The organism is Desulforamulus ruminis DSM 2154, assembly GCF_000215085.1.
Lineage (GTDB): Bacteria > Bacillota > Desulfotomaculia > Desulfotomaculales > Desulfotomaculaceae > Desulfotomaculum > Desulfotomaculum ruminis.
Genome location: NC_015589.1, coordinates 879,451 through 902,795, shown reverse-complemented (window position 1 = coordinate 902,795; position 23,345 = coordinate 879,451). Strand labels below are relative to the sequence as shown.

At 45.7% G+C, this 23,345-nt stretch carries 20 protein-coding genes, 1 pseudogene and 1 riboswitch; of the genes and pseudogenes, 9 read left to right on the top strand and 12 right to left on the bottom strand.

Annotated features, from left to right (window positions below; translation table 11 throughout):
* Positions 1–31: 31 nt before the first annotated feature.
* The 3 genes from DESRU_RS04445 to DESRU_RS04435 all read right to left on the bottom strand — a co-directional run bounded on the left by DESRU_RS04445 (position 32) and on the right by DESRU_RS04435 (position 3,637).
* On the bottom strand, positions 32–1,198 hold the full coding sequence (locus DESRU_RS04445; protein ID WP_013840919.1) for a GAF and HD-GYP domain-containing protein: 1,167 nt from the start codon (positions 1,196–1,198) through the stop codon (positions 32–34).
* Between the two features lie 363 nt (positions 1,199–1,561).
* Positions 1,562–2,077: a GerMN domain-containing protein gene (locus DESRU_RS04440; protein WP_013840918.1), complete on the bottom strand. Its 516-nt coding sequence runs from the start codon at positions 2,075–2,077 to the stop codon at positions 1,562–1,564.
* Between the two features lie 201 nt (positions 2,078–2,278).
* A complete protein-coding gene (locus DESRU_RS04435; RefSeq protein ID WP_013840917.1) occupies positions 2,279–3,637 on the bottom strand; it encodes a methyl-accepting chemotaxis protein in 1,359 nt (452 codons plus the stop codon).
* A gap of 357 nt (positions 3,638–3,994) precedes the next feature.
* On the opposite strand from DESRU_RS04435, the gene DESRU_RS04430 reads away from it, so the two are divergent.
* Positions 3,995–5,386: an S-layer homology domain-containing protein gene (locus tag DESRU_RS04430; protein WP_013840916.1), complete on the top strand. Its 1,392-nt coding sequence runs from the start codon at positions 3,995–3,997 to the stop codon at positions 5,384–5,386.
* Between the two features lie 106 nt (positions 5,387–5,492).
* On the opposite strand, the gene DESRU_RS04425 is transcribed toward DESRU_RS04430, so the two are convergent.
* Positions 5,493–6,143 (bottom strand): C40 family peptidase, encoded by a 651-nt coding sequence (locus DESRU_RS04425; protein ID WP_013840915.1) that lies wholly within the window; start codon positions 6,141–6,143, stop codon positions 5,493–5,495.
* A gap of 6 nt (positions 6,144–6,149) precedes the next feature.
* Positions 6,150–6,284, bottom strand: a riboswitch (cyclic di-AMP (ydaO/yuaA leader).
* A 153-nt stretch (positions 6,285–6,437) separates the two neighbouring features.
* Between DESRU_RS04425 and DESRU_RS04420 the strand changes: the two genes are divergently transcribed.
* Entirely contained in the window at positions 6,438–7,127 is a 690-nt protein-coding gene (locus tag DESRU_RS04420) for a zinc dependent phospholipase C family protein (protein ID WP_013840914.1), read from the top strand.
* A 39-nt stretch (positions 7,128–7,166) separates the two neighbouring features.
* Here the strand turns inward: DESRU_RS04420 and DESRU_RS04415 are convergent, their stop codons facing one another.
* Complete coding sequence (locus DESRU_RS04415) at positions 7,167–8,546, bottom strand: sodium-dependent transporter (protein ID WP_013840913.1); 1,380 nt, start codon at positions 8,544–8,546, stop codon at positions 7,167–7,169.
* A 380-nt stretch (positions 8,547–8,926) separates the two neighbouring features.
* Positions 8,927–10,170 (bottom strand): annotated as a pseudogene (locus DESRU_RS04410) (IS110 family RNA-guided transposase).
* Between the two features lie 310 nt (positions 10,171–10,480).
* Between DESRU_RS04410 and DESRU_RS04405 the strand changes: the two are divergent.
* A complete protein-coding gene (locus DESRU_RS04405; protein ID WP_143758746.1) occupies positions 10,481–11,308 on the top strand; it encodes a hypothetical protein in 828 nt (275 codons plus the stop codon).
* Between the two features lie 37 nt (positions 11,309–11,345).
* Here DESRU_RS04405 and DESRU_RS04400 read toward each other — a convergent pair whose 3' ends face one another.
* The 6 genes from DESRU_RS04400 to DESRU_RS04375 all read right to left on the bottom strand — a co-directional run bounded on the left by DESRU_RS04400 (position 11,346) and on the right by DESRU_RS04375 (position 18,235).
* The gene (locus DESRU_RS04400) at positions 11,346–12,089 is read right to left on the bottom strand and encodes a M48 family metallopeptidase (RefSeq protein ID WP_238446361.1); all 744 of its coding nucleotides are present in this window, start codon (positions 12,087–12,089) and stop codon (positions 11,346–11,348) included.
* Positions 12,090–12,204: 115 nt separating this feature from the next.
* Positions 12,205–12,801, bottom strand: coding sequence for a nitroreductase family protein (locus DESRU_RS04395; protein ID WP_013840909.1), 597 nt, complete (start codon positions 12,799–12,801; stop codon positions 12,205–12,207).
* Between the two features lie 116 nt (positions 12,802–12,917).
* Complete coding sequence (locus DESRU_RS04390; RefSeq protein ID WP_013840908.1) at positions 12,918–13,715, bottom strand: ATP-binding protein; 798 nt, start codon at positions 13,713–13,715, stop codon at positions 12,918–12,920.
* Between the two features lie 19 nt (positions 13,716–13,734).
* On the bottom strand, positions 13,735–15,666 hold the full coding sequence (cooS, locus tag DESRU_RS04385; protein ID WP_013840907.1) for an anaerobic carbon-monoxide dehydrogenase catalytic subunit: 1,932 nt from the start codon (positions 15,664–15,666) through the stop codon (positions 13,735–13,737).
* Positions 15,667–15,756: 90 nt separating this feature from the next.
* Positions 15,757–16,380: a Crp/Fnr family transcriptional regulator gene (locus DESRU_RS04380; RefSeq protein WP_013840906.1), complete on the bottom strand. Its 624-nt coding sequence runs from the start codon at positions 16,378–16,380 to the stop codon at positions 15,757–15,759.
* Positions 16,381–16,537: 157 nt separating this feature from the next.
* The gene (locus DESRU_RS04375; protein WP_013840905.1) at positions 16,538–18,235 is read right to left on the bottom strand and encodes a Na/Pi cotransporter family protein; all 1,698 of its coding nucleotides are present in this window, start codon (positions 18,233–18,235) and stop codon (positions 16,538–16,540) included.
* Between the two features lie 362 nt (positions 18,236–18,597).
* Here DESRU_RS04375 and DESRU_RS04370 point away from each other — a divergent pair, with 362 nt between their 5' ends.
* The 6 genes from DESRU_RS04370 to DESRU_RS04345 all read left to right on the top strand — a co-directional run bounded on the left by DESRU_RS04370 (position 18,598) and on the right by DESRU_RS04345 (position 23,303).
* Complete coding sequence (locus DESRU_RS04370) at positions 18,598–19,620, top strand: ABC transporter substrate-binding protein (protein ID WP_013840904.1); 1,023 nt, start codon at positions 18,598–18,600, stop codon at positions 19,618–19,620.
* A gap of 114 nt (positions 19,621–19,734) precedes the next feature.
* Positions 19,735–20,424 carry an ABC transporter permease gene (locus DESRU_RS04365; RefSeq protein WP_238446360.1) on the top strand — a complete coding sequence of 230 codons (690 nt, stop codon included), beginning with the start codon at positions 19,735–19,737 and terminating at the stop codon, positions 20,422–20,424.
* The gene (locus DESRU_RS04360) at positions 20,417–21,196 is read left to right on the top strand and encodes an ABC transporter ATP-binding protein (protein WP_013840902.1); all 780 of its coding nucleotides are present in this window, start codon (positions 20,417–20,419) and stop codon (positions 21,194–21,196) included. The genes DESRU_RS04365 and DESRU_RS04360 overlap by 8 nt, the downstream gene beginning before the upstream one ends.
* A gap of 172 nt (positions 21,197–21,368) precedes the next feature.
* The gene (locus tag DESRU_RS04355) at positions 21,369–21,611 is read left to right on the top strand and encodes a DUF2164 domain-containing protein (RefSeq protein WP_013840901.1); all 243 of its coding nucleotides are present in this window, start codon (positions 21,369–21,371) and stop codon (positions 21,609–21,611) included.
* 159 nt (positions 21,612–21,770) lie between these two features.
* Positions 21,771–22,604 (top strand): methyl-accepting chemotaxis protein, encoded by an 834-nt coding sequence (locus tag DESRU_RS21445; RefSeq protein ID WP_013840900.1) that lies wholly within the window; start codon positions 21,771–21,773, stop codon positions 22,602–22,604.
* A 162-nt stretch (positions 22,605–22,766) separates the two neighbouring features.
* A complete protein-coding gene (locus DESRU_RS04345) occupies positions 22,767–23,303 on the top strand; it encodes a DUF3189 family protein (RefSeq protein ID WP_013840899.1) in 537 nt (178 codons plus the stop codon).
* Positions 23,304–23,345 lie beyond the last annotated feature (42 nt).

The following is a 23,345-nucleotide window of genomic DNA, read 5'->3' as shown; positions in this document are numbered from 1 at the left end:
ACCCCCAGGATTCACCTCGGGGATAAAGAATTTAGGCGGACAAGATTGGATTTTGTTTAATCATGGCCAGAAAAGCCTTTACCATATAGCTGTCAAATTGACTTCCGGCATGATTTTGCAATTCTCGTAGTGCCTGTTCCGTGGACATTCCTTTTCGGTAGGAGCGGTCCGAGGTCATGGCATCCCAGGCATCGGCAATGGAAACAACGCGAGCCTCAAAAGGAATATTTTCACCCTTGAGCCCACTGGGATAACCCTTACCGTCGATCCTTTCATGATGATAGTGTATAATGGCACTGGTATTTTGCAGAAAGTCTACCGGCTGTAGAATGGTTACGCCAATAACAGGATGACTTTTAATTGTTTCATATTCCTCATACTCCAGTTTGCCATTCTTATTTAAAATCGCTTCGGGGATACCAATTTTGCCTATATCATGCAATAAAGCACCATACTCCAGGGTTTGAATTTCCGAGTCACTAAGCTTAAGTCCCTGGGCTAAAGCCAGCGCTATCCGGGCCACATTTTTAGAATGATTACGGGTATACTTATCCTTCGCATCAATGGCCGTAACCAGCGCGGCGATGGTCTCCAAATAGACTTCCTTTTTACCGTTTTCTAATTTTAAGAGAGTATTATGAAGCACCAAAGCCGCCTGACTGGCAAAAACAGAAATGGTTCCGATATCCTGAGGCAAATAACTGGCCAGATGGTCCTCACCCCCATGGTATTGCCGGTGCATTAACACCAGAATGCCCATGGTTTTTCTTTCCACAATCAGAGGCACAGAAATAAAGGAAAGCAGGGCCGGATCCACCTTAAGCATTTCTCTAAAGCACGGGGAACTCTTGGTCAGGCATACCACTTCTTTGGCCACCGCCGAGTTTCGGATAAAATTAGCCCTGGTTAAAATATTTTGCAATTGTGCTTCTGTTAGTTCCCCCCGTGCCAGCATAATTCTTGCTTCGTTGAAAAAACGGTCTGCCAGCAAAATTCCACCGGCCTCACTTTTGGTAATTTTGATGGCCAAATCCAGAATTGCCGCCAGCGTACTGTCCATATCCGTGTTTTTTATTAAAGTAATTAAAACATCATTAATAAACTGGATTTCCCCGAGCCTTTTTTCCAATTCGCGCTTGCTTAGCCCGGAACAAATCTTGGTACTGACTGTGGAAAAAATTTCTTCTTGCGAGGACATTTAAACACCCTCTTCTTTACTATGAATTTGCAATTATGAATAGATCGTCTTAAATATATGATAATGATAATCTTTTTCATCGTCAAGTAAAATTATGGTAGTCCAACCATTCTAATGACTCGTAAAGACTAAAATTATATTAAAAAAGATGCCGACCAAAATAAAGGAAAAAACGCTAGAACACGGATTGTTACGAACTCTTTGATTTTCTTTAATATCCGTGCCAATTCCTATCATCCGTTCAATCCGTGTTCTATTCTATCAATATAAAGTAACGCTTTATTCCTTTAAACGTTAAAACCCCCAAGCTGCGATACACCAGGCTTGGAGGTTTAAAAACAGGATCCTTGCAAAGTCCTAAACTTATTTTTTTATCATACTTTCATCCCGGGTCAGGGGTTTGTCGTAAATGGCATGCCCCGTTGACAGAGGCTGGCGGTCTACCTGCAGCATCACTTTATTAAACTCAGGCAGTTCCGTAATGGTGTTCACCACCGCATTTATGGCAATAAACTCACCGGTGGAGCCCTGCAGATTAGCAAAGGCTTTATTAAAATTCAGGATAATAGTGTCGCCTTCCTTCTGATAATAAACCAATTCCGTTCCTTCGGGCAGTACGGCAGCATGCTTGCCGGGTTTGGTCAATTCGCTGATCAAGGCTACCACCATATCTCCGGGTTTATCAATTTCCCGCACCTCAGACACTAAACCATCCGCCTGCTCATTACCAAAGTACAGGGTTACTTTCACCTTGTCCTCCGCCGTCTCCTGAACCTGGGGTTTAGGCTGTTCCTTCAGGGTAGGGGCTTTTTCTCCACAGGCTGTTAATGACAGGGACAAAAGCAAGAGAAGAAATACAGCAATTCGCTTCATTTTCATTATTCAACCTCCACTAATAATTTTTCAGTAACACTATAATTTATACTACAAAAAGAAATCATTGTGTTTAATTTTTCATTCTTAGTATATGCCATACCGTCCATTCTTACAAATTCATACCGACCCGGTATAAAGCAACAAAAGCCCTACCATCTATTAAGACGTTACAGGCTTTTGTTTTGTTACTCTAAAATTTGAAGATTATAATTTAAACCTCTCGGAAAGCTCCTCTAAATCCGCAGCCATCCTGGTAAGGGCCTCCGCCGATGCACTGACCTCCTCCATGGTGGCTGTTTGCTCCTGGGAGGCGGCGGCCACATTTTGAATCCCTGAGGACATTTGCTCGGTGGCGGCGGCAACGTCTTGAATCTGATGGCTTAACTGTTGGACTGTGGTAATGATACTGTTAAAGGATTCTCCCACTTCGTTGACAACCAGATTGCCGGCCTCAACTTCCTGAGTACTGGCTGTCATGGTTTCCACTCCAACCCCGGCCTCCTCCTGAATGGTGACAATCAGGGTTTTAATTTCTTTCGCTGCACTGGCCGAACGTTCAGCCAGCTTGCGAACCTCCTCAGCCACCACGGCAAAGCCCTTTCCTTGATCCCCTGCTCTGGCCGCTTCGATGGCCGCATTTAATGCCAGGAGGTTGGTCTGGTCGGCAATTTGGGTTATCAATTCTACAATCTGGGAAATTTCATTGGATCTTTCGCTCAGATTATGAATACTGCGCCCCACAAGGTCCGTGGAACTGCCAATGCTTTTCATCTGAGAGGTTACTCTGTAGATGCCTTCACTTCCGCCCTCTGCATACTGGGAAGCCTGTTCCGAAGCAAAAGCAACCACCTGGGTATTTTCCGTTACCCGCTCTACGGTGGAGGCCAGTTCCGACATGGTAGAGGCTGCTTCATTGGTGCTGGCGGTAATTTGCTGTGAACTGGAAGACAACTGCTGAGCCGCAGAAGCAACCTGCTCGGACTTGTGGCGCAGTTGACCGGCAATATCCTTTAAACTGACCACCATTTGATTAAAAGCAGTGGCCAGTAAGCCAATTTCATCACAGCTTTTTACCTGAATTTCTTCAACCGTCAAATCCCCTCCGGCTACTCTTCCGGCAACCTGCTCCATCTGCCTAATGGGATTGGTAACAGCACCGGTGGCAAACCAGGCAACCGCCCCGGCAATTACCGCCACAAATACCATGGCGCTGATAAAAAAGGTTTGTACACCCGAAAGGTCTTGATGGCTGAGGGCAGCCAATTGCTTCATATGATATAGGGCAAAAAGATTCATCACCAGAAAGAGAAAAATCATACAGGCGAAACCACTCATAATTTTTACTTTAATAGAACATTTCATTTTATGGAAAGTAGCATAAAAGTCGCATTTTCTACAGTTACCAATTTTCTGAGCCATGGTTCCCTGGAGTTGTCCCTTACAAAGGGTTTTGGATACCTTCCAGCATTCACTGCCTCTTTTTTCTATGAAGGCGGGACATTGGTTCTTTCTATCCTCCGGGCATTTTAAATGTTCCCAGCAGTTGATAAGATGATTCGCCATAATCAATCCTCCCACACGTTTTTTAGCTTTTATCATTAAACGGTCTTAATTTTAAAAAACTTTAGTCTAACTATATTCTGCTAATCCTAAATATAATTTTTTTGACATAAAATGTCAATTGGTTGACTAAAAATAAATAAATAATTCTGCATATAATGATAATTTAATTTATTCCGATGATTATTGCTTTAATATGATCTCCCTACTGGAACAGGAATATATTTTAGTATGCACCCTGCCATTTAAAATTCCGTTGGCGTAAATAAAAGAGAGTAGAGATCCCTCTCCGGCAGGCGCCCCGGTTGACGGGTCTCACCCACTGGGAATTTAGACTTTGTTCTTTGAAAGGAGAAAAAGATGAGGAAAATTAGCAAGCTGTTGATGGTTCTGCTGTCCATATGTCTGCTTTCCACCTTGTTTGCCGGTTCTGTTTGGGCCGATTCTGGGAAGAAGAATAAGGGCAACCAAGGAATGAGGGGATACCAGGGGAAATCCACGGTTTTTGTGGATGTTAATAACCACTGGGCGAAAAATGACATTGAAAAACTCCAATTTAAAGGGATCATGAAGGGTTATGAAAACCAGCAGTTCATGCCCGAACGTTCTGTGACTAAAAACGAAGCCATCGCCATCATTATGAGAGTGGTTAACCATGAGGAGATTTCTTTCAATAAGGTTGACGCCTTTAAGAATATCTTTCCCAGTTGGATGGGTTTGGCACCTGTTCAAGCCTACGATGCAGGGATTATCGCAGACTGGGAACTAGTCAACTGGAATGGCAACCAGCCGGCTACACGGATTGAAGTGGCCATGTGGCTGAGCCGTGCCTCCGAGGATAAAGATGTTTCTCTGGAGGAAATGTTGTCCTACGCCAAGGATGTAAAGCAGCTTAGCAAAGATGAACTTGTATACGCAGCGGTCATGTATAACAAAGGGATTATGAAAGGCTCTGCCAACGGCTACCTAAACCCCTATAAAGCCATTTCCAGGGGTGAGTTTGCCGTAATGATCTCCCGGTTTATGAACAGTGAAGGTCTTGATGACCAGGATCCGGACGATGAGGATTCTTCCACCGTTGTTATTAAACAGTTAGTCCCCGCTAACAAGGCTAAAATCGATGTGGATACCAGGGAATTTAAAATCCGCTTTTCGGAAGAATTGACTTTAGCAGAGGGTAAGGATAGGGAAGATTTGCTTGAGGCCGTAAGAATACTTCGCTATGAAAAAGGTGCCTGGGCCAATACCAATCTGGACTTTACCATTGTCTTCAGCGAAAATGATGATGATCTGGTGATCAAGCTAGACCGTGATGAAAAGCTGGCCGGCAACACCAAATATTGCATTACCTTGGCTGATAATATGCTGGAAACCGTAGCAGATGACTCCGACGATGCTAAAACTTTTACAGCTATTGCTAAAGGGGAATGGACCTTTGCTACCGGAGAAAATGAGTTAGCCCTGGAAAAGGCGACAGCCAGCAGCAAAAATACGGTTGTACTTCAGTTCAATGAAACTCTTCAGAAAGGTGAAGACTTTAGTTCCAGCGGGGCCGGAATTCACATTTTGAAGGGGCATAAGGAACTGGATATCGACGCAGCGGGGATCTCCAAGAATAAGCTGACCGTTACCTTGGATGCAGACGACAGCCTTGAAGACGGTGAAGACTATAAGGTATGGATCGGCGAGGGTGTGATTGATTACTTTGCAATGAACGAAGATGACGCTTTAACCTTTGAGTACCAAGAATAAATAAACGGCACCTTTACGGTGCCGTTTATTTATTCCTGAAGCAGGTCTGTATTTTCAGGAAGTTTTTCATACTTAAACCCCGGAAATCTCTCCGGGGTTTTATAAGCTAGGGAATAATTCTGTTGGCTCCGCGGTAATTTTTAGACCAGTAGCTGTCGGCGAGGGAATCAATCCGGACACCCCTGGAACTGGAAGAGTGAATAAATTGATTATTACCGATATAAATACCGGAATGGTTAATTCCGCTTCCTCCAGTATTAAAGAACACCAGGTCTGCGGGTTCCAATTGTTCCTTCTTAATGACAGTACCGGCGTTGTATTGCCCGGCAGCAGTATGGACCAAATCAATATTAAAATTTTTAAAGACATAACGTACGTAACCGGAGCAGTCAAAACCTGCGGGGCTCTCTCCACCTGAACGATATTTGGACCCGATCAGTGTCTTGGCAAAATCCAGTACAGCGGTAATTCTGCCGCCCCCTCTGGAAACCTGCTGTTGGGATTGATTGGCAGACGAACGAACAGACTGATTTACTGAGTCCGGCAGGTTTAAAACCTGGCCAACGCTAAGATTGTCGCTAGTTAATTGATTGATTTGCTTTAAAGCCTCTACAGTAGTTCCATTCCGGTTGGCAATAGCCCACAGGCTATCTCCCTGGGCTACGGTAACTTGTGCCGCGTAGGCGGAACCCGTTCCTAGAACCGTTGCCAGACATACGGAAGCAACCAGTAAGGAAAGTTTCCTCCTTATTGACAAACGCTCTTTCCCCCACTTTCTACTCCTACGGGGTTAGCTGACGGGTTCGGACCGAAAGATAGCCCGCTACCAACAGGTAGTTCACCCCCAAAATAACGGTTCCCCCGTTTCCTCAAAATAGAAATTAGGCGCCCATTTTATATTTTATTAGCTATTTCGCCATTTGTTTCCAGTTTCCTGCTTAAAAAATGAGATTTATTCTTTTTTCTCTAAAATAGGTCCTTTTTCCTATAAAAGAAGGTTATTCATATTTTCCCCTGATTTTGGAAACAATCATCCTAGGAGAGTGCTTAAATGACCTTAACCCATGCTACATGGAACTGCGCCAAAGTAATGTTGGCTCTGACCCTGCCCTTTCAGGCGGTTATCCCCAATCAGCAGAGAGATACGCACCATTTTTGCAACCGGCAGGCCATTGAAATCCTTAAGCAGGACGGTTTTCACAAAGAAGCAAAGCTCGCTCATTCCTATCTATATGCCATGGATCGTGGTTCGGTCTGGTGTGACAGGGGATTTAAAAATATCAGCCATTATTATGATTCGCGGGAGGGAACCGGCCTTTGGCGCGGTCCCGACGCATCAACGGAATGCCTGCAATATTTTAACCGCGCACTTAAAAAGTGGCAGCGGGGTTATTATAAGGAAGCCTTTTTTTATCTGGGCGCAGCCTGCCATATCGTTCAGGATTTATGCGTGCCTCATCACGCCAGGGGACAGGTTTTAGGAGGTCACAAATTTTTTGAAGATCGGGCCAGAGATCAATACGAGAATTACTCCCTTTATTCCGGTGGAATTTATCATTTGTCAGACCGCCCGGAGGACTGGGTCAGAAAAAATGCTTCCTTTTCCTCGGACTTTCTTTCGCAAGTGACGGATAACAGACCTCTATCCGTCATCGATGAGACCATTCAAATTTTATTAAAAAGGGCCCAGAGAACCACTGCCGGGTTCCTGCAATTTTCTATTCATCATATGAAGATATAAGTAAAACCCCGCCACAGCGGGGTTTACTTATATTACAGTTTAATCAAACAAACCCAGGCCGCTCAGCAACACAATCACGATGGCCACCGGCACCACAAACCGGACGACTAACCAATATCCTTGAATCAGCCTCTTGTTATTCAAGCTCCCGGAGTTGGATATTTCATCGGCTATATCCCACCGGCTTAGCTTCCAGCCGGCAAAAAGAGCAATGGCTAGACCGGTAATGGGAAGCAACAAGTTGGAACTGGTATAATCATAAAGATCAAACAAGGTCTTACCAAACAGGTGGAAATCTGCCAACAGGCTGTTGGAAAGAGTAGCCGTACTTCCAATCAGGGCCATCCCCAGGGCGGTAACCACCGTGGCTCTTTTTCTGGACCAATTTCTTTCCTCACGCAAGTAAGCAACCGGCACTTCAAAAAGCGAGATCATGGCACCGGTGGCGGCGATGGAACTTAAGATAAAGAAAAGCGTCAGGAACACCTGTCCGAAGGGCATGGAATTAAATACCATGGGAATGGTCATAAAGAGCAATTTAGCACCATCTGTAGGACTAAAACCAAAGGCAAAGACCGCCGGGAAAATAGCCATGCCGGCCATCATGGAAACCACAGTATCGGCCAAGGCAACCTTTACCCCGGTGCCGATCAGGTTTTCCCCTTTGCCAATATAACTGCCGTAAGTAATCATGGCACCCATACCTACAGACAGTTTAAAGAAGGCCAGACCCATGGCCGCTAAAACCGTAGCCCCGGTAATTTGGGCAAAGTCGGGTTTAAAGAGAAAGGCCAGTCCTTCACTGGCTCCGGGTAAAGTCAGGGCCCGGATATCGCAGATCAGCAATAAAACAAACAAAATAGGCAGCAGGGTTTTGGTCATCCGTTCAATGCCGTTCTTAACTCCTGCCAAAATTACGGCACCGGTTACAATCAAAACAATCCACTGCCAGATTAAAGGGGACCAAACACTGCTGACAAAGGTGTTAAAGGCCTGCTCGGATACCTTTGGATCCGCAGTCATTAACCCCCCGCCAATGGCTTTAAAAATATAAGCATATACCCAGCCGGCCACCGAGGTATAAAAAGCCATAATCAAAAAAGCAGCCACTGCACCGGAAAGTCCGGCAAAAAACCAGGGGGTGGACGGAGCCAATCTTTTAAAGGACCCTACTGCTGCGGCATTGGAACGGCGGCCAATGACAAATTCGGAAATCATAACGGGCAATCCAATTAAACAGACACATAATAAATAAATAAGAATAAATGCGGCACCGCCATTTTGACCGGTAATGGTAGGAAATTTCCAAATATTCCCCAACCCCACCGCAGATCCCAAGGTCGCGGCAATAACCCCCAAGGTAGAACCAAAACCTTCTCTGCTGGAAAACTGTGTTTGAGTTCGACTTGCTTCTCTCATCTTCCTATCCTTTCTTTCTTTTAACTTAACCTGCTTGTTTCGGCATCTGCAATGGGTTAGTCATTTTAAACTGTTTAAGTTATTGACTATTTAAAACACTGCAGTATGACCAAATATGACATTTTATAGACAAGCCTTATTTTAATATAGATTTAATGTAAGAACCAGTACCAATCTTACATAATCTTTACTCTTTTTGGCAAAATATTTTATTTTAAAACCTGAAACACTTTTAAATTGCATCCGTCTTATTGGATGAAATATGCTTGATAGCCTATTTTTATTAGGAGGAAGTTTGAAACATTGTAGTATAAGCAGCCACCGGAAAAAGGGCGCAACAAACTAAGCGTCCAAAGGCGGCGAAAAATTAGAGGGAACGGCTATTGTGTAGGAACTGAAACAAGGTAACCTTGTCGCTGCAAGATAAAAATCGCCTGATCAACAGAAACTTCGCGGTGAACCGGGGGTCTATCCTCTTTGTGGTAAAGTTCCTGGTTGTACGGCTCGCTCTTTTTTAAAATGTTGTAGATGGCAGTCAGCAGCATTCTGGCAATAGCGATAATCGCTTTTTTGTGACCGCGGCGCTTTTTTAGAGAAATGTAACGGTTCCGGATTTCCGGGTTCTGCTTGGCGCGAATCGCACAGAGTGCACATTGTACGAGTAGCGGCTTGATGTAAGCCCCAGCCCGGTTGATTCTGGTGGTTTTCTTCTTAGCGGGGCTCTCGTTGTTCTGCGGCGTAAGCCCGGCCCAAGAGCATAAATGCTTGGAGCTGGGGAACACGGACATATCCACTCCGATTTCCGAGATAATGCCGATGGCGGCAAAGGATTGGATACCCGGGACCGTCAGGACAAGGTTGAGTTGAGGGAGATACTTTTCAGCAATGGAAAGGATGAGGGATTCCAGATTCAACTTGCACCGTTCGAGATTGTCCATGTGGGAACGGATGATGCGTAGCTTTTCAGCTTGCTCAGCGCACATCTCTCCGTCCACAGCAGCGAGGACTTGCTCATCGGTAGCCTTCATTCCCTTGGTACGAAAAGCGGATACGTCTGTCATTTTCTCGGATGGCTTTTCCAAAAGCCGAGAGGTAATCGCAGAGGCGGCTTTACCGAACACATCGGAGAATACATCATCCAGCTTGATGTTCGAGACGGTCAGACAATTCTGCGCCCGGTTTTTCTCTCCGCTGGTGAAACTGGTGAGCTTCCAGCGGTATCGCACCAAGTCCCGGAGCTGGCGTATGTCGGCAGGTGGAATGAAGCTGCCGGAAACCAAGTCGTGCTTGAAGATGTCGGCAATCCACTTGGCATCTTTCTTGTCGGTCTTCTTCCCCCGAATGGCCTTAACGTATTTGGGATGGGCAAGGACGATTTTGCATGTTGGCTCCAGTATGTTGTAAATGGGTATCCAATACTTTCCGGTGGATTCCATACAAACATCACAGCAGCCGTTTTCGGAAAGCCATACGGCACAACGTCGCAGGTCCCCTGTAAAGGTAGAGAACCGTTTGCTCTTATAGGCGGTAACGCCTTGGCCATTGGTGGAGGCGATACAAGCTACAAGAAAGGACTTGTGGACATCCACATCCCACAGCAGATAGGGTAAACGATTTTGAGCATAACACATCCCCTCGAAACAGTATTTAAGGGAACAAGCAGGGACTGGGCGCTCACTGAAAGATTGAAGTAGTCCGTCTCTCCAAAGATAAGTTTACAGGGTTCAAAGCCCTACTCATTTGTGCTTGAAAGAGCTCCCGGCACACATAAATATACGGTCTAGCCTTCGGCTGTGCACACTCACCTCCACGTGCTCTGTAGTGTGCCTGTTTCCTCAAGCACATTCTAACAAATTACGACCAGCTGCGTTAGAGGCATCGGTTTCATTTCTCTTTTGTGCCTTGCAGCGCAGCGGAAAGGTATGGTCATAAATATGAAGAAAATCCTTGCATCCCTAATTGCTTTTATTCTATTCATCTCCCTTTTAAGCGGGTGTGCTGCCAATAAAACAACCCTTCAAAAAAAGGAAGCAGAGTCAACCGGGCTGGAAAAATTTCAGGCCACTGCCAACATGCAAATTCTACAGTCCACCAGGGAAACACTCGGCAGCGACGGTAAAACGGAACAAATTATTTTATACAGTGAACAATCCCCTAACGGCATGCCCCAATCCTGGTCCCTGGTGGTGGATGACATTGAAAAAATTAAACTCTCCCCGGAAGAGGGCCTTTATGGCTTTGCGGAAGTAAAATTTGAGGATGTGGACGGGGACGATATAAAGGAAGTTTTATTTTACCGCCAGTCCACCGGAAGCGCCGGGGCTAGAGGATTAACCATTTATAAAACCGGCGGAAAGGACTGGCAGCAACTTTTTTCCGTAAACGATCCCTTTGATTTTGATGATATGGAAGGTAAAAGGTACGAGGTCAAATACCTGGGTGACTATTATGTTCGTTTCGAAGATCGGCAAACCGGGCTGAAAACCACCATTGCCCTGGATGCGGAAGAATACCAAGGGCTGGAGGATATGTTAAAAGAAATTTCCACCTGGGTAGATCCCATTGCCGAATATAGTTTGGTGGATTATGACGGGAACGGTGTAAAAGAAATTATCACTATTCAAAGGGTTATTGGTATCGCCCATGCAGATACCCTGGCCTTTTTGAAAACCACTTATAAATTGGAACAAGGCCGCTATAAGGCCGTCACCTTATCCCTTACGGACGTCAATGATAAGCCCTTGGCTGAGGTTAAATTGTAAAAGCAAAGGAGCAGGCCAACAGCCCGCTCCTTTGCTTTTACAATTCCAGCCGCCAGCCATGTTCCTTTAGCCACTGCCGGTATTTTTTGTATTCGGGACATACACTCTGCACCAGATCCCAGAATTTTTTGGAGTGGTTCATTTCTATCAGATGGGCCAGTTCATGGGCCACCAAATAATCAACAACGGCTAAAGGAGCCATAACCAGACGGTAGTTAAAATTTAAATTGCCCTGGCCGGAACAACTGCCCCACCGGGTTTTCTGGTCCTTAATAAAGAACTGGTTATATTCCACGTTCATCTTTCTTTTTAAAATATCTAACCGCTGACTGAGGATTTCCTTGGCCTTTGTTCTAAACCATAATTCCAAAAGGTCCCTCACTTTGTGACCATAATGCTGGGGCAGCATAACAATGATTCTGTCTCCCATCAGCTCCACCGAGGGCGGACTTTGCTGGAATACCACCACCAGGCGGTAGGGTTGACCCAAAAAATAAACCAGTTGCCTATCTTCAAACGCCTTTTTCTTTCTACGTTGCTCTACCCCGGAAACCTCGGCCATTTTGTTAAGAATCCAGTCTTCTTTGCTTTTTAATAACACTTCCACATGGGAGAGCGGATAATTTTTAGGTATAACAACTTCCAGCCCGATTCCTTCAGTAATTTTAATCTGTAGATTTTTTGCCTTTTGGCTCTCCCTCAAGCCATAGGGAATTTTTCTGCCCCCCAGTTCAACAGAATGGGGTCCAGATAAAATCGGTCCAGGTGTATTTTTGTTCAAGTTTATTTTAACACACCCACCTTTCCCTACCGGCAACAAATTACCAATATTTTCAATTCCTATTCTAGGTTTTTTTTAATTATCCTTTTTCACAGGTCATGATTTATTAATAAACTTAAACTTCCTTGAGCACCAGCTTCTCCAGGGGCAGTCTGGGCCTTAAACCCGGGCTCTGGTCCGGATAACCTACCGGCAGCAAAGCCACAATATGGTATTGATCTTCAAGTCCTAAGGCCAGTTTCGCCAGCTCCTGATCAAACATCATCACCCAGCAGGATCCCAGTCCCAGATCCACAGCCCGCAAAGTAATATGATCGATGGTGATGGCAGCATTTAATACCAGATAGGACAAGGCTGCCTGAGGGTCCCGATTGCGCCTTTGGGCATACTCCTCCGCATTAAAGGATTTACCCAGACTCCCTGCCTCCTGTAATTCCCTGGCCCGGTCCCCCACCTGGGAAAAAGATTGTTTATCCACACACACGGCTAGAACCACCGGTGCCTGGGCCACAAAGGCCAGCGGGGTGGCTGAACGTAATTTCTCCCTTGCTTCGGGACTTTTAACCACCACAAAACGCCAGGGTTGAATATTCATTCCCGAAGGGGCCAGTCTCCCCGCCTCCAGCAGTTCCCTAATCAGGTCGTCGGATAGTGCCTCGCTTTTAAACTTTCTTATACTTCGGCGTGCCTGGATGGCTTCAAGGACTTCCATGCCAATACCTCCTTAAAATGATTTGGTAATTCTATTATGGCAAAAAAACAGAAAGCTTTCCAAATAAAACTTTGCAAAAGCAAAGACGCACTTATTGTGCGCCTTTACGCCTTTTATTAAGCGTGTTGCAGTTGCTGCTCCAGCCGCTCCTTAATTTCCTTTCCCCTTGCTACCAGGGAGGGGCAGGTCTCAAAAACAGTCTTGCCGTATAAATCCGCCAGAACCGCTTCCGGCTGGTAGGGAAGCATGCCCAAAAGGGGCATAAAATCCAGGGCTTCCTTAATGGCCTGCTCCTGGCCTTCCCGCACTTTATTTACTACGGCAAAGACCCTTTCAACCCCTAGATCCCGGGCCAGTTTTACCGTTGCCCTGGCGGTCTGGAAGCTTCTCTGTCCCGGTTCCACCACCACCAGAAAAGCATCTACACTCCTGGCGGTTCCCCGGCTCATGTGTTCCAGTCCGGCTTCCATATCAACAATCACGGTATCCTTTTCTTCCAATACCAGATGATTGAGCAGATGTTTGATAAAGCTATTCTCGGGGCAATAGCAACCGCTTCCCCCGGTGGAGGTTACGCCCAACTGAAGCAGCTTAACGCCGGATTTTTGTAAAACGTATTTTTGTGGAATATCATCCACTTTAGGATTTAGGCTAAACCACTGTCCGCTGGAGCCGGGTTCGGCGCCGGTTCGCTCTTTAATCAATTTCCGGTCCTGGGCGATGGTTGTTCCCTGTTCCAATTCCTGAGGCGTAAATCCCAAGGCCATCCCCAGATTGGCATCCGGGTCCGCATCCACCGCCAGCACCCTTTTGCCCTCTCCGGCATACAAGTGACATAACATAGCCGATAAAGTCGTTTTGCCCACGCCACCCTTACCGGAAACAGCGATTTTTATGCCGTTATGAAAAGTCATTCGCTTACCCCCTCAGGGTTTAATTTAGTCCCAGCGCTTTCCGCTTCTGCTTAATTCGCTCAATAATCAGTGCGGCTGCTTTAACGGGGTCTTCCTCATAAATTAGTTTACCCCCAAACAACCCGTCCGTAGTTACGGGAAAGTCTTCTTTATTTGCGGTAAGAACGTTGACTACCAGTTCCGAACCGCTGACCTGAGGATTCACGCCCACATGGACATCCACACCATTGGCAATAAAGTAGGTACCAATGGCGATGGCTTTTGGATGGTGGGTTTCGGGACAGGAACCGGCTGCCGGCAAATCCTTTATGCCCACTCCCAGGTAATCGGCCAGAGCGGTCAAAAGATCCGCCACCCTTGAATTATCCACACAGCTTCCCATATGCAGAGCCGGGGGCAGGGCGGGCAATCCGTTGGCCTGACCGATGGCCGTCAAAACGCTGCGTAATTCCTCGCCGCAATATTTTAATCCCTCCGGCGACAAAAGTCCGAATTTCCCCAGACTGTGAGCCGAACATCCCGTAGCCACCACCAGAACATTATTCTTAATTAGTTCCATGGCCAGCGTTAAATTGTCATAATCCTGCTTCTTTCTTGGATTGGTACAGCCTACGATGGCCACTGCCCCCAGGATTTGTCCCCCGGCAATGGCATCCACCAGCGGCTTCAGAGGATCGTCCGGATTAACGGCTTTCAAAGCTTCAACAATCTGTTCCACCGAAAAGCCGGCGTAAGCCTCGGTTACTTCATTGGGTATGGCTATTTTTCTCGGATCTCGTTTCTTAAAGTTGGCCACAGCTCTCATCACAATCTCACGGGCCGCTTCATCCGCCCGCTCGGCGCTAAACTCCACATGGCTGGCACCGGAAATTTTAGCATAGGGTAAGGTGGTAATGATTTCGGTATGATAGCAACTGGCCACCGTTTGCAGCCCGGGCATAATGCATTGAATATCCACCACCATGGCCTCCAGCGCCCCGGTCACAATGGGCAGCTCCTGGCTGGCATAGTTGGTGGCCACATTGACTCCCTTGCGCATCAGTATTTCATTGCCGCTGCAGCACACGCCCACCACATTAATTCCTTCGGCCCCTACTTTCCGGGCCTCTTCCTTTAATTTCCCCGCCCATTCCACTACTTTTTCCGCCAGCAGGGGAATGTGGCCGTGCACTGAAATGTTCACCATCTCTTCCTTGATTACACCCAAACGATATTGGGCTTTAACCGCCTTGGGGGTACCCAATAAGACATCCTGGAGATCGGTGGACATGTGCAAACCCGCAAATCCATCCACCAGACTCATGGTAATGGCGCCCAGCAGCAGATTGGCCGGGTCCGCATCGCCCCCCATAACCTGTCTGGCCATGGACTTGGCCACTTCCAGGTGCGCATTCACCGGTAGCAGTCCTAGTTTTTCCCAATTCTCCACCTCTTTGGTCTGTCCCTTTAGCTTTAGCCAGTGAAGGGGACCCTGCTGTTTTTGGAAATCCTCCAGAGCCTTATGAGCCACCTCTTTGGCCAATTGGTTGATCCCTTTGCCTTCCACGGTGATACCCAGCCCCTGGGCTAAAGCTTTTAATTTTCCGGTATCCTGAATGGTATAGGGGGCCTTCCCTTCCACCGCCTCTAAAATCGCATGGGCAACCTCCCGGGCGTGTTCAGCGTGGCTGGCCGTCCCCTGGGTAACGGTATTTAAAAAATTCCTGGCCACGATGGTATCCACATTGGCGCCGCAAACCCCGGCTCGAGGCCCTTTTCCGTTGGGAGCGATGCGGCAGGGTCCCTCCAGGCACTGCTTACAGCAAACTCCGGCAGAACCAAAGCCACACTGGCTCATTTTTACCGCCCGGTCAAAAGCAGTTGCAATGCCTTCATTCCTTGCCTTGACCAGCAGTTCCTGAACCCCGGTATCCAGCGACAGATCTTTTACATCGGGTAAATCTTTCATCATAAATCCCCCCGTTGTTTTTAATTTAATCCTAAAGGATTGCCGGGGGGATTTCTGTAAAATACTTTACAATATTTCGAATTTTTTAAATACTCATTCTCCTTTTCTTTCCCTAAGAATATGCCGCATTCTATCTAAATCCTTGATAAGGATACTTTTATTTTGCACTTCGATCAACTGCTCGTTCATTAAATTCCTGAATAAATTGTTCAGGGTCTGGCGGCTACTGCCAATCATGCTGGCAATTTCCTCCCTGGTAAAATCCAGTTTAATCTCAACGCCCCTTGGTACAGGCTTTCCGTTATGCCGGGCCCATTCCAGCAAAAGAGAAATCAAACGGACATCCGCTTCTTCAAAAACCAGGCTTTCGATGACATCCATGGACCCTCGCAGAGCATCCCCCAGCACTCCCACCAGGCCAAAAACCAGATTGGGCATCTTTTGCAGCATCTCCTTAAAAACCTCCATGGGAATGGAGGCCATGCTTACAGGTTCCAATGCCTGTCCGAAGGTGCGGGTATGACCGCTGTAGACATCTCCCGGCGAAAGAATGGTTAAGGTAAATTCCTTGCCATGAGGGTAACTTAAGTAAACCCGAACCTTTCCTTTCAATATTAAAAGAATGGAACTGGGGAACTTTCCTGGGAAAAATACCATTTCCTTGCGGGTAAAAGAGTATTCCGTAAAGAAATCCTGATATTCCTTCAGTTTCTCCAACTGAACACCACTAAATAATTCCGTATTTCTTAACCCACCCAGCTTTTTAATAAGACCGCCCCCACTTCGGTACTTGCTTTTTTCCCAATATTACTATTTTACCATTAAAATTGTTAATATAAAAAATAACCTCCCCGGAAACGGGAGGTTATTTCTCTTATTGCGCCTGCTTATGTCCATTTCCTTCCCACAGGTCATTGGGTGACGTAAGAATCTGCGCCTCATCGTGCCAGGTACAGGAAATTTCGTCGGTAAGGGCCAGAGCAATATTTTTCATATGCTCACTCATTCTCAAGTAAGAGTTAATCACATCCATATGAATAAAGGTGGTGTTCTCGGTTTCCTGGGCGCCCCTTTGCAACCGGGCAATATGGCTCATGCGCAGCCGGAACTCCAGGTCTACGATTTCCTCCTGCAGCGTCTTTGCCTTCTCCGCCATCATACAACTGTTGGTGGCAAAGGCGGTATTCACCACGTGCAGCAAACTGGTGACCTTATTATGCATGGTGGTAATCTCTTTTTGTCCGTCTGAGGAAAACTCCAGATTATTGACATATTTGCTCTCGGCTTTGTACAAAATGTTCTTTTCCAGGATATCGCCCATATACTCGTATTCCCGGACAATATGCACCAGTCCCATGGCCCGGTTAAATTCATCTTTGGTTAATGTCTGCCTTAAAAGATGGGTTAAATATTTGTTGGTGGCATTGGTCAGCACATCAATATGATTTTCCTTCTGCCTTAATTGATCCGCCATGTCGGAGTCATAGTTTATAAGCAGTGGATAGGTCTGCTTTGCCATATCTGTTACATGATCGGAAACATGCATAATTTCCTTGGTAGCCATCCCGATGGCTAATTCCGGACTGGCAAATAAGCTTTCATCCAGGTATTTGGGGCAAATATCGTTAACCGGATCCTTCTTCTCCGGTACAATGATCTCCAATAACCGGGCAAAATGCGCTACAAAGGGGACAAACAATAAGGCAATAACAATATTAAAAAGAGTGTGAACGTTGGCCACCTGGAAACCCGGTGAAGAGGTAATTTGCGCCATTAAACTGCTCAGCGGTCCCACAAAGGGCAGGAACAGGATTACGCCCACCACTTTAAACAGCAGGTGTGCGGTAGCTACACGCTGGGATTCCCTGGATGACCCGAGGCTGGATAATATGGCGGTAAACGCGGTACCCACATTGGCGCCAAACAACATATAAATGGCCGGTTCCAGGGCAATCATATTCTGCATGGCCAATAACATAATAATCCCGATGGTGGCCGCACTGCTGTGCACCAGAAAAGTGAAAACCGCTGCCACTGCCATGGCCAGCAGGGGATTGTCACTCATTTGGAACAGCATTTTGCCAAACATGGGGTCATTCCTTAAGGGATACATGGTATCGGACATCAGTTTAAGTCCAAAGAACAACAAGCCAAAACCGATAAGCACCTGACCAATGCGCTTGTATTTATTCTTTTTACTAAAGAAGATAATGGTTGCTCCAATTCCTACGATGGGCAGGGCGATTTCCGTTACTTTTAATGCAATTAGTTGAGCAGTGATGGTTGTGCCGATATCCGCTCCCAGGATTACCGCCAGAGTTTGCCTTAAGCTAATAATGGAGGCGCTGGTCAAACCCACCAAAATCACCGTGGTGGCGGTACTGCTTTGAAATAAAACCGTTAAAAAGGCTCCCAGCCCCATGGCCACCATGCGATTATTGGTCAGACGGCTCAAGGCTTCCCGGAGTTTTTTTCCGGCAACTTTTTGTAAACCCTCGCTAAGCACATACATTCCATATAATAATAGTCCCATACCACCAATCATATTTAAAACAACGGATTGCCACGACATCTCCTCACCCTCTTTCTGCTCATGCTTATAAAAAGTGAAAAATTGAACTAATTAAATCTAAAAAAATACTTAATCATCTTTTAATATTTAATTAACATAAATGGAATGACTTCATTGTAAAACATCCCATAAATACTGTCAAACAAACAAAAATCAAGCCTGCAATGTTATTTCCGGTTAAATTATTATTATCTGCTATTCCTTGCAAACTTCTGTTCTTTCCCCACATTTCAGGTTTAATAATCTACTTTGTAGTTATTTTTGTCTTTTATAACTTTAATAAATTAAAACATTAGCATAGGCAGGTGTTAACAAGATAAATGTCGAAAAAAAGTATTATATTTCTGAGGGGAGAGACGAACATGTATAAAAAATCGTTTGTAGCATTCACGCTGTTGCTGATGCTCCTTGTGTCAGTGGTTACGGGTTGTGGCGGCGGAGACAGTAAGAACACCGGTGATACCAACACCGGCGGCGCCGAACCGGTGAAATTTAAAATGGCCCATGCCACCTGGATCGGCTACGGTCCTTTATACATCGCCCAGGATCAGGGTTTCTTTAAAAAATATAATATTGCACCGGAACTTCAGATTATTGAAGATGAATCCCAATATGCCGGCGCCCTGGCTTCCGGTCAAATTCAGGCCTTATGCAATGTTTTGGACCGGGAAGTAATTCACTATGCCAAGGGAACGCCTGAAACCTTTGTTCTGGCCATGGACGAATCCAGTGGAGGCGACGGCATCATTGCCAAAAAAGAAATTAGCAAAGTGGATGATTTAAAAGGAGCAACCATTGGACTGGATAAATCCTCCACCTCTTACTTCTTCTTTCTCACGGTATTGAAAAAATACGGTTTAAATGAATCGGATGTTACCGTTCAGGAGATGGGGGCCGGAGATGCCGGCGCGGCTTTTGTGGCAGGCAAACTGGATGCCGCCGTATCCTGGGAGCCCTGGCTGTCCAACGCCTCCCAGCGCCAAGGAGGCCATGTCCTGGTAAGCAGCAAAGACTTCCCCAAAACCATTGTGGACGTCATTACGCTCCGGCAGGATTTTGTTAAGGAACACCCTGAAGCCGTAGTGGGCCTAACCAAAGCCTGGTTTGAGGCCATCCAATTCTACCGCCAGAATCCGGATCAGGGCAATGAGATTATGGCTAAGGCCCTGGGATTAAAAAAGGAAGAAATTGCTGAAATGGCCCAGGGCGTGTCCTTCTTTGGTCAAGAGGAGAATCTTGCCTTCTTTGATCAAAAGGCTGAAAATAATATCTTTACAGTGGCAGAACAGGCCGGAGCATTCTGGCAGGAAAAGGGAATTATTGATCAGGAATTAAAGATTGCAGAATTAATTAGCCCGGATTACGTAAAAGAGGCTGCCAAATAAATGCCACTGTATAAAATAAAACTCCGTTACAAAAACAATGCCTCCGGCCTATTAACACTTTTTTCTTTCTCGTTGATCTTAGCGGCTTGGTGCGGCCTTTCTTACAGCGGGGCTGTGGATAACAAAATTTTTCTACCCACGCCCGGCGCTGTCATCCAGGCCTTTATGGACATGCAGCAAGAAGGTATTTTAATTTCCTATACCGCCGTCAGTTTATACCGGGTTCTGGTGGGCTGGATACTGGCGGTCCTGGTAGCGGTACCTATGGGCATGATGATTGCCACATTAAAAAAAGCAGAGGCCCTCTTGGAACCGGTGATTGACTTTGCCCGCTACCTGCCGGTAGTAGCTCTGGTTCCCTTAACCCTTCTTTATTTTGGTATCGGGGACATCCAAAAGTTTGTCATTATTTTTCTGGGCACCTTCTTTCAACTGGTGCTAATGGTTAGTGACGTAGTGGCCAATGTATCCCGCAATTTACTCCGGGCAGCCGCCACCTTGGGAGCCAGCCAATGGCAAATTTACCGCCTGGTATTAATGCCCGCAGCCCTGCCGGGCATCATGGACAGCCTGCGGATTACTATTGGCTGGGCTTGGACCTATTTGGTGGTGGCGGAGTTGGTTGCCGCCAATTCCGGTCTGGGCTATCTAATCTTAAAATCCCAGCGTTTCCTTGCCCTTGACCGTATTTTTGCCGGCCTGATTATTATTGGACTTCTGGGTTTAGCCACAGATTACTTTTTCAAGTGGTTAACCAGAGTGATGGTGCCCTGGAGTGAAAAGGTGGGTGCAAGACATGAATAAACTGGTATTGAATCAATTAGCCAAGGTCTTCAATATCGGCAACCAGTCCGTGGAAGCCCTTCAAGATATCAATCTGACCCTTGCCAGCAACGAACTGGCCGTAATTGTAGGCCCCAGCGGCTGCGGTAAATCCACCCTGTTAAATATTGTAGCCGGGCTGGAAAAATCCACAACCGGTTCTGCAGTCATGAATGGTCAAGAAATCTGTGGTCCAGGGTCCGACCGGGGGATGGTATTTCAATCCTATACACTCTTTCCCTGGCTTTCGGTGCAAGAAAATGTAGAGTTCGGCTTAAAGATTAAAGGCGTTCCTGACCGGGAACGCCGGGAAATAGCCCATCATTACCTGGAGTTGGTGGGGCTGAGGGGCTTCGAAAAGACACTGCCGAAAGCTCTTTCCGGAGGAATGAAACAGCGCGTGGCCATTGCCAGGGCTCTGGCCAATAAACCGGAAATGCTGTTAATGGACGAACCCTTCGGCGCCTTGGACGCTCAAACCAGATTAGTTATGCAGGAACTGCTGCTTTCCGTCTGGGAAAAGGAACGGACAACCATATTGTTTATTACCCACGACATCGATGAAGCCATATTATTGGCAGATAATCTTTATGTCATGTCCCGGCGTCCCGGCCGCATCCGGGCTAAAATTAAAATCGACATTCCTCGTCCCCGGGACCATCGTTCAACCTTATCGGCCCAATTTTCCACCATTAAAAAAGATGTCATGGAAATGTTATGGGAAGAAAGTCAGGCCGCAGCCATGCAAAAATAAATTTTTCAAAAATACTTTTTACATATAAAAACCCTTTAAGGGGTTTTTATATTTTACTTTTAGCATTGCTTGTGCGTAAATAATTTTATTCTTTATAATTGTCCCTTGTTTATAATATATGTTAACATTGGCTATTGATGTAAGATACAATTACAAAGAGGTGCATACAAAAATGAGCCAGATCATTAAACTGGACAAAGAAAAGAGACAATATATGATTTCTGAAATTCAAACCTATTTTTTGAAAGAAAGAGATGAAGATTTAGGAGATTTGGCCTCAGGACTTATCTTAGATTTCTTTTTAGAAAAATTAGCGCCTGAATTCTATAACCAAGGTGTTTATGATTCATACAATTATATAAACGATCGAATAGAGGACTTGTTAGGAATTCAGAAACCGACAGCATGTCATTGAAGCGATAATAAATATCGTGATATAACGATCCAGCCAACATGATACCTGGAAGCTTCACCAATAGCGTTAGTTTTAATCCATGTTACTCGTTTCTAAAAGACTGGCCCTTTCGTTGTCGAAAGATATAAAAAATGATCATATCATCGAGGTGCTTGCAAAATGTATGAAACTAGAGATGAAATACTAAAAGCCTTAGCATATACAGGACAATACCTTCGGGAGATGCTGCCCCTAGACTGTATGGTGGCAGTCACAGATGGCGTAAAGTTTGTTGCCTATTATCCTGGAAGAAAAGTTGATGTTGGAGCTAAAACCGGCGCCCTTATTCCTGAGGATGATTTCGTTATTCACCAAGCCTTTAAAACGGGGCAAAAGTTTGAAGGAGAAATACCAAAAGAGGCTTATGGAGTTCCATTCAAGGGAATTGTTATGCCCATTAAGGATGGTGAAGGTAAGACCATTGGAACCTTTAATCTGGGTATTGATATGTCTTCCCAGCAAGAGCTTACGATGATAGCGGAACAACTGGCGGCTTCATTTCAGCAAATTGCGGCAAGCTCTCAAGGATTAGCTTCATCTGCCGATGAATTAAATTCATCCCAAAAAGATTTAATTACCCTTTCACAGAAAGCAAAGGAAGATTTGAAGCACACGGACGAAATCCTTAGCCTCATTAATGGTGTAGCATCTCAAACAAAACTTCTAGGTCTAAACGCTGCTATTGAAGCCGCCCGGGCCGGAGAACTCGGCAAAGGCTTTACGGTGGTGGCTCAGGAAATCAGAAAACTTTCGGATAGAACCGCCTCCTCCACTAAGGAAATTGCCGGAACCCTAAAACTTATATCCAATCATATTGAACAAATAGCCAAGCACATAGAAAAAACTGAACAAATTGGTGAGAATCAAGCCGCTGCCAGCCAAGAAATCTCGGCAGCAATTGAAGAAAATACCTCAGTCACTGAGCAATTAGTCTCGCTAGCTAAAATTCTTTAAGAATTGGGATGATTATTCATCCCTTTTTTATTTCTCCTTAAATTCTTTGACACTGCCTTCGAAATGCATTTACTATTACGTTAAACGATTGGGGCATAAAAAAACAGTATAAGGACACTCTTTAAAAGAGAAATTTTAACTCCTAATAAGGTGAAAACGGCTATGATCATCATATATTATGACGTCGGTGGAGCCCACTCGGTACAAGTGGCCGCAGGGATCCACCTTGATATTCTTCCTGTTGACAGAGTTCCCTCATCAGCAGACCTGTTTAAAATGAAGAAATTTGATAATACCACCAAGGATGATTATGGAAGGATTCTTTTTGCCGGCACAGACAACTACGGAAACCCTGTTTATACCCTTAGCTGTCAGTATGCCAGCCCTATTGTTGTACCGTCCCTGCGGGATATGCACAGGATTCAAGGAGGCAACCCCCGGCAACTCCTCCTGATTAGTACCCTGGGAACCATTAATCTTCTAATGAAAATTGGCGGTTTTTCTTCCCGACGTCTGGGCTGGGTTGGTTTTGGGCGTCCCATTGTGGTAAAGGGAACCTTAAAGGCTTATCCTCAAATCGCCAGGTTGGTCTCTGAAGTGAAAGACCTGCTGCCCGATCTTATGGCAGGAAAAGAGCCGGCAAAGATCAGTGAAATTGACAAACCGGAAATCTGGTGGTCTGTAGAGTCAACGACATGACGCCATATCTCTTAACTTTGATGCCCCAGAGGACAGATTTTA

What these genes read in the sequence shown, in the direction of transcription:
- DESRU_RS04395 (WP_013840909.1), bottom strand. Translation starts at nt 12,801, where the DNA reads ATGGAAGTCCTTGAAGCCATCCAGGCACGCCGAAGTATAAGAAAGTTT.
- DESRU_RS04430 (WP_013840916.1), top strand. Translation starts at nt 3,995, where the DNA reads ATGAGGAAAATTAGCAAGCTGTTGATGGTTCTGCTGTCCATATGTCTG.
- DESRU_RS04415 (WP_013840913.1), bottom strand. Translation starts at nt 8,546, where the DNA reads ATGAGAGAAGCAAGTCGAACTCAAACACAGTTTTCCAGCAGAGAAGGT.
- DESRU_RS04445 (WP_013840919.1), bottom strand. Translation starts at nt 1,198, where the DNA reads ATGTCCTCGCAAGAAGAAATTTTTTCCACAGTCAGTACCAAGATTTGT.
- cooS (WP_013840907.1), bottom strand. Translation starts at nt 15,666, where the DNA reads ATGATGAAAGATTTACCCGATGTAAAAGATCTGTCGCTGGATACCGGG.
- DESRU_RS04435 (WP_013840917.1), bottom strand. Translation starts at nt 3,637, where the DNA reads ATGGCGAATCATCTTATCAACTGCTGGGAACATTTAAAATGCCCGGAG.
- DESRU_RS04405 (WP_143758746.1), top strand. Translation starts at nt 10,481, where the DNA reads ATGAAGAAAATCCTTGCATCCCTAATTGCTTTTATTCTATTCATCTCC.
- DESRU_RS04375 (WP_013840905.1), bottom strand. Translation starts at nt 18,235, where the DNA reads ATGTCGTGGCAATCCGTTGTTTTAAATATGATTGGTGGTATGGGACTA.
- DESRU_RS04355 (WP_013840901.1), top strand. Translation starts at nt 21,369, where the DNA reads ATGAGCCAGATCATTAAACTGGACAAAGAAAAGAGACAATATATGATT.
- DESRU_RS04345 (WP_013840899.1), top strand. Translation starts at nt 22,767, where the DNA reads ATGATCATCATATATTATGACGTCGGTGGAGCCCACTCGGTACAAGTG.
- DESRU_RS04440 (WP_013840918.1), bottom strand. Translation starts at nt 2,077, where the DNA reads ATGAAAATGAAGCGAATTGCTGTATTTCTTCTCTTGCTTTTGTCCCTG.
- DESRU_RS21445 (WP_013840900.1), top strand. Translation starts at nt 21,771, where the DNA reads ATGTATGAAACTAGAGATGAAATACTAAAAGCCTTAGCATATACAGGA.
- DESRU_RS04370 (WP_013840904.1), top strand. Translation starts at nt 18,598, where the DNA reads ATGTATAAAAAATCGTTTGTAGCATTCACGCTGTTGCTGATGCTCCTT.
- DESRU_RS04420 (WP_013840914.1), top strand. Translation starts at nt 6,438, where the DNA reads ATGACCTTAACCCATGCTACATGGAACTGCGCCAAAGTAATGTTGGCT.
- DESRU_RS04360 (WP_013840902.1), top strand. Translation starts at nt 20,417, where the DNA reads ATGAATAAACTGGTATTGAATCAATTAGCCAAGGTCTTCAATATCGGC.
- DESRU_RS04390 (WP_013840908.1), bottom strand. Translation starts at nt 13,715, where the DNA reads ATGACTTTTCATAACGGCATAAAAATCGCTGTTTCCGGTAAGGGTGGC.